The 17357-nt window shown below is 42.7% G+C and carries 7 protein-coding genes; 6 read left to right on the forward strand and 1 reads right to left on the reverse strand.

The window, feature by feature from the left end; translation table 11 throughout:
- The first annotated feature begins 162 nt into the window (after window positions 1-162).
- The 5 genes from BW976_RS16510 (at window position 163) to BW976_RS16530 (ending at window position 10830) form a co-directional block, all read left to right on the forward strand.
- Window positions 163-3432, forward strand: a complete 3270-nt coding sequence (locus tag BW976_RS16510; RefSeq protein ID WP_084192227.1) for a SusC/RagA family TonB-linked outer membrane protein — start codon at window positions 163-165, stop codon at window positions 3430-3432.
- Window positions 3433-3443: 11 nt separating this feature from the next.
- Complete coding sequence (locus tag BW976_RS16515; protein ID WP_076374421.1) at window positions 3444-5312, forward strand: RagB/SusD family nutrient uptake outer membrane protein; 1869 nt, start codon at window positions 3444-3446, stop codon at window positions 5310-5312.
- A gap of 259 nt (window positions 5313-5571) precedes the next feature.
- A complete protein-coding gene (locus BW976_RS16520; protein ID WP_076374541.1) occupies window positions 5572-8664 on the forward strand; it encodes an amidohydrolase family protein in 3093 nt (1030 codons plus the stop codon).
- Between the two features lie 19 nt (window positions 8665-8683).
- Window positions 8684-9997 carry an amidohydrolase family protein gene (locus tag BW976_RS16525; RefSeq protein WP_076374422.1) on the forward strand — a complete coding sequence of 438 codons (1314 nt, stop codon included), beginning with the start codon at window positions 8684-8686 and terminating at the stop codon, window positions 9995-9997.
- Window positions 9998-10305: 308 nt separating this feature from the next.
- Window positions 10306-10830 (forward strand): C40 family peptidase, encoded by a 525-nt coding sequence (locus tag BW976_RS16530; protein ID WP_076374423.1) that lies wholly within the window; start codon window positions 10306-10308, stop codon window positions 10828-10830.
- 986 nt (window positions 10831-11816) lie between these two features.
- On the opposite strand, the gene BW976_RS16540 is transcribed toward BW976_RS16530, so the two are convergent.
- The gene (locus tag BW976_RS16540) at window positions 11817-14492 is read right to left on the reverse strand and encodes a DUF7133 domain-containing protein (protein WP_076374425.1); all 2676 of its coding nucleotides are present in this window, start codon (window positions 14490-14492) and stop codon (window positions 11817-11819) included.
- Between the two features lie 532 nt (window positions 14493-15024).
- On the opposite strand from BW976_RS16540, the gene BW976_RS16545 reads away from it, so the two are divergent.
- Complete coding sequence (locus tag BW976_RS16545; protein WP_217696264.1) at window positions 15025-17352, forward strand: PSD1 and planctomycete cytochrome C domain-containing protein; 2328 nt, start codon at window positions 15025-15027, stop codon at window positions 17350-17352.
- Window positions 17353-17357 lie beyond the last annotated feature (5 nt).

Below are 17357 nucleotides of genomic sequence, written 5' to 3' on the forward strand. Positions count from 1 at the left end.
ATTGAATTAACCAATTAGCAAAAAATAAACTAAAACAATTGCCTATGGGAAAATAAGCTAAAACGATTATTAATGTCAGAGAGGGTATTTATTACAGATTCCCTCTTGAAAATATCTGCACATCTTATTACACGAATTAATTATTAAACTAATTAAAAAGTTATGAAACACAATTTGGATAGGAATTATCCCCTGCTAAAAGTTTGTAAAACTATTCTGTACCAAATATTAATAGTTCTGATATTTGTACCATTATCCTATGCCGGTGCTACTAATACCCGGAAAATATCATCAAAAGGTATATTTGGAAGAAAAAATATCATAAATACACCTATAAAAGTTTCCGGTAATGTAACAGATCAGGCCACAGGCGAGAAATTGATTGGCGTGTCGGTCATGGTTAAAGGTAGCAATACCGGCACCGTAACAGATGTTAAAGGAAATTTCACCATTACTGCTCCTGATGATGGCATTTTGGTTATATCTTATATTGGTTATAACACCTTAGAGGTACCTGTTAATGGAAAAAATGCCATTAGCATTAAACTACAGGCCTCATCAAAGGGGCTCTCTGAAGTGATTGTTGTAGGCTATGGTGTTCAAAAAAAGGTAACTGTAACGGGATCCGTAGCATCTGTTAAAGGCTCTGATCTGGAAAAATCTCCCACCGTAAATTTATCAAATACCTTGGCCGGACGCTTACCTGGTGTTACCGCTGTACAATCCAGTGGCGAACCTGGTTATGATGGTTCAGCCATTCATATCCGCGGAACAAACAGCCTGGGCAACAGTGATGCCCTTGTAGTTATTGATGGTGTGCCAGACAGGGCCGGAGGTTTAGAGCGTTTAAACCCGGCCGATGTTGAAAGTATATCGGTTTTAAAAGATGCCTCGGCCGCCATATATGGTTCACGGGCGGCAAATGGTGTAATTTTGATTACTACCAAGCATGGCAAATTAGGAAAAACACAATTGTCGTATGACTTTAACCAGGGTTTTGCACAAGCAACGGTAATACCCAAAATGGCCAATGCCGCAGAGTATGCCACGCTGAATAATGAAATTACATTATACAATAGTGATACTCCTGTATCTGAATGGGGGGCTGCGTGGGCCGCTTTTAATACCACGGGTAGTTACAAGCAGCAAAGCGGTAAGGTAATTAACGCGGCTTTTCAACCAGTTGATATACAGAAATACCGCGATGGCTCAGATCCGCTTGGTCATCCCAATACCGATTGGTTTGGTACCACTTTAAAAACATGGTCGCCCCAAAGCCGTCACAACCTTCAAATTAACGGCGGATCAGATAATGTAAAATTCCTGACCTCTCTGGGTTATACTACCCAGGATGGTTATTATAAAAATTCGGCAACTGGCTACAAACAGTATGATTTCCGTGTAAATCTGGATGCCAAGGTAAATAAGTACATCAATACCAGTATTGGTGTAACAGCGCGTGAAGAGGCGCGGAATTTCCCAACACAAAGTGCGGGATCTATATTCAGGATGCTCATGCGGGGCAAACCAACAGAACAGGAAGTTTGGCCCAACGGTTTACCGGGTCCGGATATCGAAAACGGGCAGAATCCTATTGTAATTACAACCAACAAAACTGGTTATGACAGGGACAGGAGAGACTATTTTCAAACAAACGGAAAGGTTGAATTATTGATTCCAGGAGTAGAAGGTTTAAAGTTAACGGGTACGGCTTCTATTGATAAGTATATAAAGCGGGAAAAGGTATGGTCAACACCGTGGACATTGTATTATTGGGATCATAAATCCTTTGAGGCGGATGGCAAAACCCCGGTACTTACGCCTAGCGTACGTTCCACCTTTACTGATCCGCGATTGTCACAAAGTGATGAAAATAAATTGAATGTTTTACTTGGTGGCTTTATCAATTACGACCGCACTTTTGGAGATCATACTATTAACCTGATGGCAGCCGTAACGCGTGAAACCATCAGTGATGATTATTTTAGTGCCTATCGCCGTTATTTTCTATCACCGGATGTTGATCAGCTATTTGCAGGCGGCGATGCAGAAAAAGATAATTCAGGTGGTGCCTATGACCGGGCCCGGTTAAGTTACTTTGGCAGGGCGGCCTACAATTACAAGCAAAAATACCTAGCGGAATTTTTATGGCGGTATGACGGATCTTATATATTCCCTGAAGCGCACAGATTTGGATTTTTCCCTGGCTTATTGTTAGGTTATAATATTTCGCAGGAAGATTTCTGGAAAAACAATGTTAAGGCCGTCAATTACCTGAAAATACGTGCTTCCTACGGACAAATGGGGGCCGAACCATATTACAATAATGTATTACAGGAAAATCAATACTTATCAACTTATGGTTTCGGGAGTTATATATTTAATGATCAGGTAACCAAGTCATTATATGAACTTCGGGTCCCCAATCCTAATTTTACCTGGGAGGTAGCTAATAATTATGATATAGGCTTGGAGGGTGAGTTGTTTGAAGGGCGCATTAATTTTGAACTGGATTACTTCTATAATAAACGAACCAACATACTTTGGGCACGCCAGGGTTCAACACCGGCAAGTACAGGTATAAGCAATCTATTGCCTCCCGAAAATATAGGCAAGGTTAATAATAAAGGGTATGAGTTTAAAGTAGGGTATAAAGGGAAGATAGGCGAGCTCAAGTATAATGTGAGTATAAACGGAGGCTATGCCCAAAACAAGATCATATACCAGGACGAAGCGCCCGGTGCTCCTGCTTATCAGTTTGCAACAGGACACCCTATCGGGGCACCGCTTTTATACGTCTCCGATGGTGTGTTTAAAGATCAGGCCGAGATTAACGCCAATAAATTAGATTACAGCGGACTAACCCCTCAGCTTAAACCCGGCGACCTGAAGTTTAAGGATATTAATGGTGATGGTAAAATTAACGGCGATGATCGTGTGCGGCTCAATAGAGGCATCACACCTACATTTACTGGCGGGTTATCCCTTAACCTGCAATATAAAAACTTTGATCTTTCCATATTATTTCAAGGTGCTACTGGTGGTTATTTGCCTATCAATACAGAATCGGGGGATATCGGAAATTATCTTCAATATACCTATGACCACCGCTGGTCTGTGGATAAGCCAAGCAGTGTTGATCCGCGGATAGCTAACCGGGGTGATACCTGGTATTCAGTTAACAATAACCCGAGCACCTATTTCTACAGAAGCACCAACTATCTCCGCTTAAAGAATGTGGAATTGGGTTATAACCTGCCCGGCCAGATAGCTCAAAAAATAGGGATGAGCAATTTAAGGGTATACGTAAGTGGCCTTAACCTGATCACCTGGGATCAATTGAGAATATGGGATCCGGAGTCACTTTCAGGCAATGGACAGTATTATCCACAGTCGAGAATTTTAAACACCGGTGTCAGAGTAACCTTTTAATAACGAAAACCATGAAAAATTTAATCAAACATATTTTAACTGTATTAATTGTTTCGGGCGTGTTACTTACCTCATGTAAGAAAGATTTTTTAAATACCAAGCCCTTAACAGAAGTGCCTTCTGATGATACCTGGAAAGATGGCGCACTTTCTGCCGCTTTTGTAAACGAAATTTATAACGGTTTAGGTAATGGGGGCTTTGATGAACAGGAGTTGGCCTCACTATCAGATGAAGCTGTATTTACGCATCCAGGAAGAGGTATAAATGTTATCAACGAAGGTACGGTAGGGCCTACCAATATTGGCTGGACAAACAATACCTACGAGTGGGGAAGCATGTATAACCGGATCAGATCATGTAATGTGGCATTGCAGAACCTGGTTAAGTCCACAATTGACCAATCGCTTAAAGAACGCCTGCGGGGCGAGGCCCATTTTTTAAGGGCTTATTATTATCAGCAGTTGGTGCGTTATTATGGTGGGATACCAATTATTACTAAAGTATATCAGCTTGGGGAGGCCGATTACTCAGCAGCCAGAAACAACTATGCCGATTGCGTTAAATTCATTACTGCCGATTGCGACAGCGCTATTACCCTATTAACCGGTAAAACTATGGATAAAGGCCGTACATCGGTGCCCGCCGCCTTGGCTTTAAAATCAAGAGTATTGTTGTATGCCGCAAGTGATCTGCACGATATTCCAACTGCAAAAGCCAAATCTGCTGTGATCGGTGCTTATACGCACCCCGAGCTTCTTGGCTATATAAGCGGTGATAGGACGGCCCGTTGGCAGGCCGCAAAGGATGCGGCCAAAGCGGTTTTAGATGCCGCCGGTACTGGCTATAAACTCAATTTAGCTTCCCCAGCATCGTTTGATGATGCCAAGACTAGTTATATCTCTATCGCAATGGGCGGTGGCAGTAAAGCCACATTTGTTGATGCTACGGCTTCCTCCGAACTCATTTTTGCGCGGTATTTTGTTGCTGGTAAAGATGAAGGGGGCGAAAATGTAGGTTTAAATAATGGCCCCAATGGTTATCATAACTGGGCAGGTAATACACCGGTTGAAAATTTAGTAAGTGACTATGAAAACATTGATGGTACTAAATTCGATTGGAATAACCCGACCAATAAAGCCGCTCCTTATAAAAACAGAGATCCACGGTTTTATGCTTCTATTTTATATGATGGTGCCGGTTGGAAACCCCGCGACAAGATATCTGGTAATGTTGATCCGGCTAATCAAATTCAAACCGGAAGCTACCAGGTAGGTTCTGGAACGCTGGCTGGTTTAGATACCCGCCAAAGCAGCATCGAAAACTGGAATGGCAGCTGGACTGGTTACTACGTGCGCAAGTTTATAGATATTGATCCTAACGTGGTTGATAATAACACCAAACAGTTTATTCCCTGGCCGTTTTTTAGGTATACCGAGGCAGTATTTAACTATGCTGAGGCCTGTATTGAGCTAGGTCAGGATGCCGAAGCCCGGACTTGGCTTAACAAGATCCGTTTCCGCGCAGGGATGCCAGCCCTTACAGAATCGGGTGATGCATTAAAGCAGCGTTACCGCAATGAGCGAAGGATAGAAATGGTTTATGAGGAGCAGCGTTACCACGATGCGCGTCGCTGGATGATAGGGCCCACTACCCTGGGCCAAAAACTGATCTTTATAACAGTAACCGGCACCCTGAAACCCGGCCAAACAGCGCCATCACCTTATAAGCATGACGAAACTATTTATAATTATACCTACACGCCTGCCATTGATAACGGGATCGAAAACAGGCAATGGTTGGATAAGATGTACTTTTTACCTATTAGCCTAACTGAGGTAAATAAGAATCTCAAGTTGATTCAAAACCCAGGCTATAATTAAAAAGTAGCTGTCATTATTTTAATAGAAATAATATACTCCAAATGCCATGCTGTTATAAACAGCATGGCATTTATTTAGCCTGATAGTTTAACTTATTTACTTTAGGACTTACAATATGTCATTGATATCCACCTAAAACTTATTACAAAGGTATTGATAAGGTTTAATATGGCAGATTTGGTGTAACAAACCCATGATAATTAAAATATTTATTTTTTTTCTGAGCTTAATTGATAAATTTAGAGGTAAGTCGATATATATGAAAAAAACAATACTTTTTTACTTTCTCTTTTTTGCCCTTAAAGTTTGCGACGCCCAGGAAACGTTCCCGGTTAATGGGGCCTGGGATATCCGACCGGGGCAGTATGCTTTTATCAATGGTACTATAGTTACCAATGCCGATCAAACCATAAGTGGAGGCACCTTATTGGTTAAAGACAGGATTATTGAAGCCGTAGGTAAAGATATCCCCATCCCTAAAGGATATACCGTGGTTAACCTGGAGGGTAAATATATTTACCCTGGACTTATTGATGCATATACCACTTATGGTATACCTGAGCAACCGAGACAGGTCTTTGGTGCCGGAGGTTTTGGTGGGCGTGTTATTGTCCCTGTATCAACCAAGCCCGGAGCTTATGGCTGGAATGAATCCATAAAACCCGAAATGAATGCTAAAACAGTATTTCATGGAGATGCCGCAAAGAGTGAAGATCTAAAGAAAAACGGGTTTAGTACCGTGCAATCACTTATACATGATGGTATTGCCCGCGGAACTTCGGTTGTGGTTAGCCTGGGCGACGAACGCGATAATTTGATTATGTTGAACGATCAGGCGGCGGCGCATTATTCTTTTAGTAAAGGTACAGCAGCTACTAATTATCCGTCATCATTAATGGGTAGTATAGCATTGCTACGCCAAACGTACTATGATGCGCAATGGTATAAAACTCAAAAAGGAGAGTACAATATATCTCTCGACGAATTTAACCGTACACAAAACCTGCCCCAGATTTTTGAAGTAAGCGACCCGCAAAGCATTTTGCGTGCCGATAAAATAGCCAAAGAATTTGGCCGGCATTATATTTACAAAACTGATGGATTGGAGTACCGGCGTATTGCCGCTATAAAGGCTACGGGCAGTGAATTTATCATTCCTGTAAACTTCCCGGAACCCTATGATGTAGAGGATCCAATAGATGCCCGGAGTATCAAATATGATCAATTAAAAAACTGGGAACTGGCACCAACCAATCCTGGAGTTTTGGAAAAGGCGGGTGTGAAATTTGCCATAACTTCCTATGGGTTGACCAATGCCCGTGATTTTTGGACAAACATCAGAACTGCCATCACCAACGGTCTTAGCGAAAAACAAGCGCTAAACTCGTTAACAACCATCCCGGCAGAAATGCTTGGTGTAGCTGATAAAGTAGGCACGTTAACCAAAGGTAAACTGGCCAGCTTTATTATTACTTCCGGTAATCTATTTAAGCCTGACAATATCATTTATGAAAACTGGGCAGAGGGACGACAATATGTGGTAAGTAAAATGAATATTGCTGATCTGCGCGGTAATTATTTGGTAAATGGAACGGGTTTTGCTAATACAACTTTAACTATTAATGGCTCGCCTGGTGTGTACGAAGTGAGTGTTAAGCATTCTGGTACAGATAGCACACGTACCAGGGGAACTATTACCAGGACAGGCGACCGGGTAAGCATCTATTTTGATTATAAGCAAAACCCGGAAGGCATTATCAGATTATCAGGGTATATTTCCTCCATTTTCCCGATAACTTTGAAAGGTGATGCCGTATTTCCGGATGGATCATTAAGCAAGTGGACAGCAACATTCACCAGTGCTGCACCGGCATCCAAATCTCCATCGCAGGAGACGCCTAAACCTAATCTAAACGTTGGGCCAGTCATTTATCCTTTTGCAGCATTTGGTAATGCCGAGATACCCAAAGCCGAGACGGTATTGTTAAAAAATGCTACTGTTTGGACAAATGAAAAAGAGGGCATATTAAAAAACACCGACGTTTTAATTGAAAACGGTAAGATAAAGTCAGTTGGTAAAAATCTTCCATCTGCCGGAGCAAAAGTAATTGATGCCACAGGCAAGCATATATCTGCCGGTATTGTTGACGAGCACTCGCATATCGCCGCAACAGGGGGCATTAATGAAGGTACACAGTCAGTCACATCAGAGGTTCGTATAGCGGATGTTATTGATGCAGAGGATATCAACCTGTATCGACAATTGGCTGGTGGGGTAACCACATCGCATATATTACATGGTTCGGCCAATGCTATCGGTGGCCAGACACAGTTAATTAAACATCGCTGGGGTATGTTACCCGAAGAGATCAAATTTGCGGGCAGCGATGGCTTTATCAAGTTTGCTCTGGGCGAAAACGTAAAAGGAAGTAATAATGGTCCGCCTGCCAATAATGCAGCTCTGCGGTTTCCACAAACACGCATGGGGGTTGAAGAGGTATATATAGATGCGTTTACACGAGCCAAAGAGTACAAAACAGCCCGTGCCGCAAAAGGGAGCACTACTCGAAGAGACTTAGAGTTGGATGCTCTCGTAGAAATATTAGACAACAAACGTTTTATCACCTGTCACTCCTATGTGCAATCAGAGATCAATATGTTGATGCACGTTGCCGATTCTATGGGTTTCCACATTAATACCTTTACCCACATACTGGAAGGTTATAAAGTGGCCGATAAAATGAAAGCGCGCAATATTGCCGGGTCAACATTTTCAGACTGGTGGGCCTATAAAAGTGAGGTGGCAGAGGCTATTCCGTACAACGGTAAGCTGATGCATGAGGTTGGCTTGGTAACCGGCTTTAACTCCGATGACGCTGAAATGGCCCGCCGCCTGAATCAGGAAGCAGGGAAAGCGGTAACCTACGGACATATGAGCGAAGAGGACGCCTTGAAACTGGTAACTCTTAATCCTGCAAAAATGATGCATGTAGATAACCGGATAGGCAGTATTAAACCAGGTAAAGATGCCGATATTGTTTTATGGTCGGCAGATCCATTGTCTGTTTATGCCGTTGCCGAAAAAACCTTTGTTGATGGGGTTTTGTATTGGGATATTGAAAAAGATGCCGAAAAACAAAAGGCTTTGGCAGCAGACGAAGGACGTATCATACAAAAGATGCTGGAAGCTAAAAACAAAGGAGCAGCTACGCAAAGACCAACAACTACCCGCCATCGTCTTTATGAATGTGAAAGTGTTGAAGAAGATAATTTTGTAGTGGCCGACGATTATACAGAAATGGAGCGGGCCAAACAGGCAGCACGCGAAGCAAGAGATCATAATGAGCAATAATTCCCCAGTTAAAAGCAACATGAAAAGAACTATATTAAGTTTAGGAGGATTATTGCTTGGCATTTCCTTCGCTTACGGGCAGGCAAACATTTCACCGGCCAAACCGCAAACAAAACCTGTGGTCATAACAGGTGCAACCATACACGTTGGCAACGGGCAGGTGATTAATAATGGTTACATCACTTTTGTAAAAGGCAAAATTACAGGTGTTGGAGAAGGTGCAGCGCCTTCTGTTGCCGATGCGGAAATAATTGATGCTACAGGTAAACAGGTATATCCCGGGTTTATAGCGCCAATGACCACATTAGGTTTAATTGAAATAGAAGAGGGCGCCCGCGGGACGGTTGACGATACAGAAACGGGTGAGCTTAACCCACATGTACGCTCCTTAGTGGCTTATAATGCCGATTCAAAAGTTATTCCTACGGTACGTTCCAATGGTATTTTACTGGCTCAGCCTACCCCTAATGGAGGCTTGATCTCCGGGGAATCGTCGGTAGTACAGTTAGATGCCTGGAACTGGGAGGATGCAGCATATAAAAAAGATATGGCCATCCACTTAAACTGGCCTGTAGCTGCGGGTGGTCGTGAAAGGAGGGGGGCAATACCGGTACCCGGAGTTGTCCAGGAAACACCAGCCCAGCGTGCCCAGAAAAAAGTAGATGAAATAACAAGCCTGTTTGAGCAGGCTAAGGCCTATGCTGAAATTGCTAAGCCCGCCGTAACCAATATCCGCTTTGAGGCGATGAGGGGTTTGTTTAATGGCACCAAAAAGCTATTTATCATTGCTGATAACGCTAAAGAAATAGGGCAGGCCGTAACATTTTCCAAACGTCTTGGAATCTCGGCTGTCATTGTGGGCGGTAAAGAATCATATCTGGTTACCGATTTGTTACGAGAAAATAATGTACCGGTCATCATTCGTGAAACCCAAACCTTGCCTGATAGGGATGAGGACGATGTTTACCTGCCTTACAAATTGCCCAAGCTGTTGCAGGATGGAGGCGTACTTTACGGCTTAACCGGTACCGGTTTCTGGCGTCAGCGCAACCTGCCTTTTGAAGCAGGCCAGGCAGTAGGGTACGGATTAACCAAAGAACAGGCTTTATCCATGATCACCATCAACAATGCCAAAATACTGGGTATCGATAAAACTACAGGTACTTTAGAAACCGGAAAAGATGCCAACCTTTTTATATCCAAAGGTGATGCCCTGGATATGATAGGCCTGGATGTGGAAACCGCCTTTATACAGGGCCGTAATATCAACCTGGATAACCTGCATAAGCAGCTTTACAAGAAGTTCAGCGACAAATATGGGTTAAAAGAATAATCGGTTTACGATCCTGAACAGTGGGCCATTTTGGTATAAAAGTGGGTTTACATGGTTTACACTTTTTATGGTTTACATTTATGTAGTTATTTGATAATCAATTATTTGTGAATTTTACACCTCGATATAGCAGGTTTTTATGTAAACCCACTTTTTGGGGTAAAATGCTTAGGTCCCCTCAGGGTCTCCTGCAAGGAACCCTGAGGTTAACGCCGGCCAAGACGAAATGATGTTAAGAAATTGTGCAAAAAAACTTGCTTATTATTTCAGTTGCCTATTAATTTAATTTTATAAATTGCCGGCGCAATATGAGTAAATATTTAATCCTTCTTGTTTTTATAGGCCTTACCACATCGCTGTTTTCAAAAACGCATGTGCGCAGATTCAAATTAACTCATAAAATAAAAACGGCAAATGCTTATCTATCAACAGATAGTGTTTCGGCAGACACACTTCTGCATTTTGCACAATCTCTTTTGGGTACCCGGTATCGTTCCAGATGTTCTAATCCGTTGGTGGGTTTTGACTGCTCGGGTTTTGTAAGTTATGTTTTCAAAAAGTTTAACTTTAATGTACCCCGTTCATCCTGCGAGTTTATCAGTGTAGGCCAAAAAGTAAGATTAGAGGATGCCCGGCCTGGTGACATCATATTATTTACAGGAACTAAAAAACATACCCGCAGAATTGGCCACGTAGGCATCGTCTATTGTAATTCGAGCGACGAGTTTAAATTTATCCACTCCACATCCGGTAAAGAGCATGGGGTTACCATATCCAATATGGACGAAAGATATAAACGCCGCTTTGTACAGGTTATCCGCCTGTTAATTTAACATTTTTCTTACCCTTTTGATATAAAAAAAGCTTCTGTTACGACACAGAAGCTTTTTTATTTTGATAGAAATCAGCGGATTTAACAAAAAATAATCAGTTCTTTTTTGTCGCTACAGGGTCTCCTGAAAGGGACTCTGAGGTTCGCCCTCTGGCAATTCAACACAGGGTCCTCTCCGAGAGACCCTGCTGGGACATGAAATCTTTCGATCAAATATTTTTTGTCCCCTCAGGATCTCCTGAAAGTAATAACCCATCATATGGCATTTGTTCAAAAAAGGGTGTCATGGAGCCCGTCGAAGCATGGAGGGCAGGCCTCTGCGCTCGACCCTTCGACGGGCTCAGGGTGACAGCCTCCTGTTTTAATAGTATTTGACAGTTCTGTCTACTCATGGGCTATTACTCTCCTGAAAGGGGCCCTATGGTTCACCCTCTGGTAATTCAAAACGCAGGGTCCTCTTCACAGAATCTGCTGGGACATTAGCTTTTTTTATAATGATGGAGATGCTCCTTTCAAATAACAATTAGGGTAGTGTATCAGCTTGAATTTATTTATGCATGTAATAAAATCCCAAGCAAAATGAAGACAATAAGTGACTCAAAACCCATAATAAGGAATCTTTTAAATTTATACAATTTAAAAAATCGTAAAGCAGCTATGATGATAATTAAATGCAATATGAAATAGATGCAAAGTAAAATTCTTAAAGGAATAAAAAAAGTTGGATTTCCATTTACAATGAAATATGACATCCAGCCCATTATGCAAACCAAAACATAAGTTAGCGGAACATTTATTATATAAGCAAAAACTATCTTTTTATTCATAGGTTATAAGTTGATTTTGTCCTCTCAGGGTCTCCTGAAAAGGACCCTGAGGGGACATGAATTTAACATTTTTCTTATCCTGTTGATATAAAAAAAACTTCTGTTATGGTATAGAAGCTTTTTTATGATGATAGAAATCAGCGGATTTAACAAAAAATAATCAGTTCTTTTGTTGTGAAAGAAAGGTAATGAGGGACGCAAATTCTTCGTATGATAACGCGTTGGCCAGGCCTGTTGGCATCATAGATGTTTTCAATTCCTTACGGCTGATCACATCGGATGCTTTTACTGTAAAAACATTGCCTGTTATGTCCCGCATCACTATCTTTTGTGCCGATTCCTCGGTAATGAAGCCCATATAGTTTTTGTTTCCTTTGGCAGATATTACTACGGTAGCAAAACCCTGGGAAATTGATGCGTTAGGTTTAAGAACCGACTCTGCAATTTGCTGCCTTGTCATGATGGAACCTATTTGTCCCATAAACGGCCCTTTTAGCTTTTCGCCCCTGGTAAGGCTATGACAAGCGATGCAGCCCTGACGGGCAAAAAGAGCTTTTCCCTTTAATGGATCTCCTTTTATTTTTGCGATCATCAGCATCACATCTTCGATAGATGATTTCCCGATCTGGCCTTTCTTGTTCGTGATTTTGGCCAGATCAATTTTAACTTCTTTCGTGGCGGTACCTTTTTCTTCACCGCCAAACGCTGTAATCCCCATTTGATGGCGGGCATTTAAATTGGCAAAAAACTGTTTCCCGGTAGGGCTTGATTTTGTCCATTGGGCTTTTAAAAATTGCTCAATCCGTGGCGAACCATCCCAGGTAACACCTTTATAAATTGGGCCATGCGAATCGGGCCTGGTACCCCACCACCACGAAGCATCATAATCGGCCTCCTTTTTATAAAGCCGTGATAGTGTTACCAGTATTTGCTTTTTAGTTTTATCATCCTTCACTCTGGAGTAGGCTTTAATTAATCCATCAACAGCTTTGGTATCATATATATACCTTAAAGCCCATAGCGCCAGGGTTGAATTAGCTGTGCCGATGGCGTTAACGCAGTCATTAACCGCATTCATACTTACAAGCGCCCTTACAGCCAGGTGTGCCGGTATAATGGCGGCATTGGGTTTGGCATGAGGACCTTCTTCATTTTTGTTTGGCGCCACAAAAGTAGCCGGAACTGGTGTAGTTAGCAATGGTTGAGCTGCAGCAATTCTGCCCAGGCGACCCAGACCTACAATAGCCGCGGCCTGAACCCGTTCGGACGGATTTTTTAAGCTGGCTAAAAATGGTTCAATGGGTACGTTTTGAATGCCAGGCTTTCTGTCTGCAAGTGCCCGTAAAGCAAACTCTTTTAAATTATTATCCTTTGAAAGTTGTACTAAAGCTGGTATCCCGTTTTCGCGGGTGGCCTGGGCATAGGTATAAAGCCCTGCAACCCGGGCATATAATGGCAGGCTGGCATCATTTGCAATTTGGAGTGATAGTTTGCCGGTTTCTTCAACAGGCCTGGTAAGAAGTTCCTGGGAAGCACTTAAACGGGCCACAGCGCTTGCCGATTTAAGCAGGTTTGCCAAATCGCCTGCTGATGCCGCTTTAAGGTCGGGGAAAGATTTGTAGGTCCAGTTTGTGGGTACGGCTCTTACTACATAGCCTTTGGCCGCATCGCCAGAGTAACCCGCACCATCCCATGCAGAGAGGTAGAGTCTTCCTGATCCATCAACATCCAGATCTGTAATTTGAGGTAGTTGAATAAATTCTTCTTCTTTTTGCTGAAAGCTGGCGCCATCGGGTTTTAAACGATTGATATACAATTCGCTTCTTCCCCAGTCCGCTGTCATGGGTACGTGGTTGTATTTTTCGGGCCAGGTGGGTTCGTCCATGAACAAAGAACCCGTACCGGATCCGCCTCCTAAATCAACCAGGGCGGGTAGAATCTCATCCGTAAAGTGTTGGAACAATACCGGATACCCGTATTCACCAGATTGTATGTGGTGTGAAAAACGGATGTTCCACCCGCCGCCATCATTGGTATTGTCACGGGTGAAAACGTTCATGTAAGGGTCAATAGCGACATCGTATATGTTACGGGTTCCGTGGGTGTAAATCTCCATTTCGGTTCCATCGGGCCGTACCCTAACAATGCCGCCACCCAGCATAGTTAATTTTTTGCCGCTGCGGTCTATAGCATCATGAAAGCCAAAATCACCTACGGCTATATATATCCAGCCATCAATACCCATACGTATGCCATTGGTGGCATGATCTGTACCTCTTTCGGCCAGCATGTGGGCATTGCTTATATGCTCAATAAGCGGCTTTGGAGGGCCATCGGCAATGCCATCATGGTCTTTGTCTGTAAAAACTTCCAGGTTCATCCCAATTGCTTTACCTGTTTCTTTAGAAAATACCGTGTGCATTACAAAAACCTGGTCGCCCATCACCAGGATACCCCTGGGATCGTCAACTTCGGCAAATTCTGTATGCTTGTCTATCTTACCGTCATTGTCACTGTCCACAAGCCTCATAATTTTTCCTTTCCCGGGAGTTTTGCCCAGGGAGCCTATCATATCTACACCAACATATACCTCGCCTGTTGGCGCTGTTGCAATACAAGCCGGACTTGGCGTAAGGTCTGGGCCGGCAAACCGAGTAATTTTTAATCCATCCGGCCAATGAAGGGTGTCCTGGCGTTTGGTACCTAAAGTATGACTTTGATTTAGCGAAGCATGTTTAATTGGAGGTTGATTTTCTGGAAAAAAAGCGCTTGTAAAGTACCTGAGCGTACCAAAAAAAACGACGACAAAAAGCAGGGTGAAGGACAGTTTTAGCATAAGGATTAAGAATTTTAGGGAATAATTAGTGTTGTTAAACGGATAAATTTATGTGTTTCATTTAATGATAGATGTATTTTTTATTTAATTTTTTGTCAGTAATGTGTTTTAGACAATTAATTAGATATCAACTTCAAGATTATAGTATATGCCGGTGATGATGTGAAACAAGGTAGATGAAGTAGTATCTTATGTCTTTGTTAACTATGATAGTAAGATAACACATTAAAATAGGAAGTTAATCCATTGTGGAACTGCTGGCTGTGCTATAATTTTATATGCAATATTTAATTTGTTTGTACATATAAACAAATAATTTTAATCATATATTTATTGCTTAAATACAGAGACCCTTTATTTATAAACGCCAATAAATAGCTAATTAAAAAGCCAATTATAAACATATAATGATGGGTTCTCATTAAACCTGTTTTGAAATTGGAGCGGATAAATTTGTTTGGTTTATCTGCCCTGATTAATGAGAAAACCGATCATAGTAATTATTATTTAAACCACCCTTACTACCAAATTAATGATGAATTGGAAGGTGTATTTTTTTTCGACCTGGTGTACTGTTTGTGCGTTGTGCCTGTTTTCTGCTTGTACCCATTCAAGATCAGACCAGGGTACGGAGGAACAGGTACCAGATGTGATAAGCTATAATTTTAACATCAGACCCATTCTGTCTGATAAATGTTATAAATGCCATGGGCCCGATGCCAGTAAACGGGAGGCCGGTCTTCGGCTTGATATGCCGGAGAGTGCCTACCAGGCTTTAAAAGACAATCCAAAGGCTCATGCCCTGGTACCCGGCGAGCCTAGTCTGTCGGAGGTTTACAAGCGCATTTCAACCCAGGATACGATGGAGTTGATGCCACCACCGGCTTCGAATTTGAAAAGATTGTCGGCCTATGAAGTAGACCTGATCAAAAAATGGATAAAACAGGGTGCCAAATACGAAAAGCACTGGGCTTTTGTACCTCCCAAATTACCTACAGTACCACAAGTGAAAAACACAGCGTGGCCCAAAAATCAGATAGATAATTTTATACTGCAAAAGCTGGAGCAGAAAGGTATCGATCCCAATCCCGAAGCCGACAAAGAGCGTTTGCTTAAAAGGTTATCGCTTGATCTTACAGGCTTGCCACCCAGTTTGCCCATGATGGACTCGTTTTTGGCTGATAAAAGTGCAAATGCTTATCAAAAGATGGTGGATCAATTGATACAAAGCCCCCAGTATGGCGAAAAAATGACCCTGCATTGGCTGGATGTTGCCCGCTATGCGGATTCGCACGGTTACCAGGATGATAATTACCGTAGCCAATGGCCCTGGCGCGATTGGGTGATTCATGCTTTTAATGAAAATTTGCCTTACGATAAATTTGTAACCTGGCAGCTGGCGGGAGATCTGCTGCCCAATTCTACCCAGGAGCAATTGCTGGCCACTGGTTTTAACCGTAACCATAAAATAACAGAAGAGGGGGGCGTAATTGATGAAGAATACCGGGTAAGTTATGTAACCGACCGTACCAATACCTTTGGCAAAGCATTGTTGGGAATTACCCTGGAATGCGCCCATTGCCATGACCATAAGTATGATCCTTTTTCGCAGAAGGAATATTACCAGGTATATTCCTTTTTTAACAATGTAAAAGAAGTGGGTATCCAGTCGACAGTAGGAGGTCCTGAGACTTATGCCAAACGACCGATGATGCAGATCAGTAATGAGGAGGTGAAAAAGGTATTGAACTTTATAAACAAGCAGGATACTGCAAAACTCATCGTATCGGTAATGGGCGATAGTGACAAAGTACGGCCAACCTACATCCTGAAACGTGGTAACTACGATGCACACGGGGATCAAGTTGAACCCGGAACCCCTCAATCCATATTGCCTTTTACCGCCAGCTATCCTAAAAACAGACTGGGGCTTGCCGAGTGGTTGTTCAATAAGAATAATCCGTTAGCTGCCCGGGTATTTGTTAACCAGGTATGGCAGGAGTTTTTTGGCAAAGGTATTGTTAAAAGTTCTGGTGATTTTGGAATGCAGGGTGATTTGCCCTCACATCCGGAACTGCTGGACTGGCTGGCCGTCGATTTCAGGGATCATGGCTGGGATATCAAACGGCTCGTCAAACAGATTGTGTTATCGGCCACTTACAGGCAATCAGCTATACTCACCCCCGAAAAAGCAAAATCGGATCCTGAAAATACTTACCTGTCCCGCGGTCCTCGTTATCGTTTGCCTGCCGAGTTTGTCCGCGACTTGGTACTAGCCAGTAGTGGGCTGCTAACGCGTACCATCGGGGGGCCAAGCGTTAACCCTTATCAGCCACCCGGTCTTTGGGAAAATGCCACCTCGGGGCGTGGTATACTGGCCAATTACAAACAGGTACATGGCCCTAATCTTTACAGGAGGGGGATGTATACACTCATCAAACGTACGGTACCACCGGCCTCATTGGGTATTTTTGATGCCAGTAACCGTGATCAGTGCGAGGTAAAACGCTTACGTACCAATACGCCGCTCCAGGCATTGGTGATGCTGAATGATCCAACGGTATTGGAGGCATCGAGGGTATTAGCGGCAAGGTTATTACAGGATAACAATTCAACTTCGGCCAAGGTAACTAAAGCGTTCCGGTTGATCATGTGCCGCCACCCGCAAGAAAAAGAACTGACCATATTAACCGCTTATTATAAAGACGAGTTAAAGACCATGAAAAAAGCAGATGCCGAAAAGTTGCTGAGTGTTGGCGAATACCCGCTTCCGGTTAATGCTGATAAAATAACATTGGCCGCGATGATGAAAGTAGTAGACACCATATATAATTTAGAAGAAGCCATAACCAAAACCTGAGCCAT

The organism is Mucilaginibacter lappiensis (genome assembly GCF_900155965.1).
Classification (GTDB): Bacteria; Bacteroidota; Bacteroidia; order Sphingobacteriales; family Sphingobacteriaceae; genus Mucilaginibacter; species Mucilaginibacter lappiensis.

Coding starts and splice junctions, on each gene's coding strand:
- BW976_RS16530 (WP_076374423.1), top strand. CDS start 10,306: ATGAGTAAATATTTAATCCTTCTTGTTTTTATAGGCCTTACCACATCG.
- BW976_RS16525 (WP_076374422.1), top strand. CDS start 8,684: ATGAAAAGAACTATATTAAGTTTAGGAGGATTATTGCTTGGCATTTCC.
- BW976_RS16540 (WP_076374425.1), bottom strand. CDS start 14,492: ATGCTAAAACTGTCCTTCACCCTGCTTTTTGTCGTCGTTTTTTTTGGT.
- BW976_RS16520 (WP_076374541.1), top strand. CDS start 5,572: ATGAAAAAAACAATACTTTTTTACTTTCTCTTTTTTGCCCTTAAAGTT.
- BW976_RS16510 (WP_084192227.1), top strand. CDS start 163: ATGAAACACAATTTGGATAGGAATTATCCCCTGCTAAAAGTTTGTAAA.
- BW976_RS16545 (WP_217696264.1), top strand. CDS start 15,025: ATGATGAATTGGAAGGTGTATTTTTTTTCGACCTGGTGTACTGTTTGT.
- BW976_RS16515 (WP_076374421.1), top strand. CDS start 3,444: ATGAAAAATTTAATCAAACATATTTTAACTGTATTAATTGTTTCGGGC.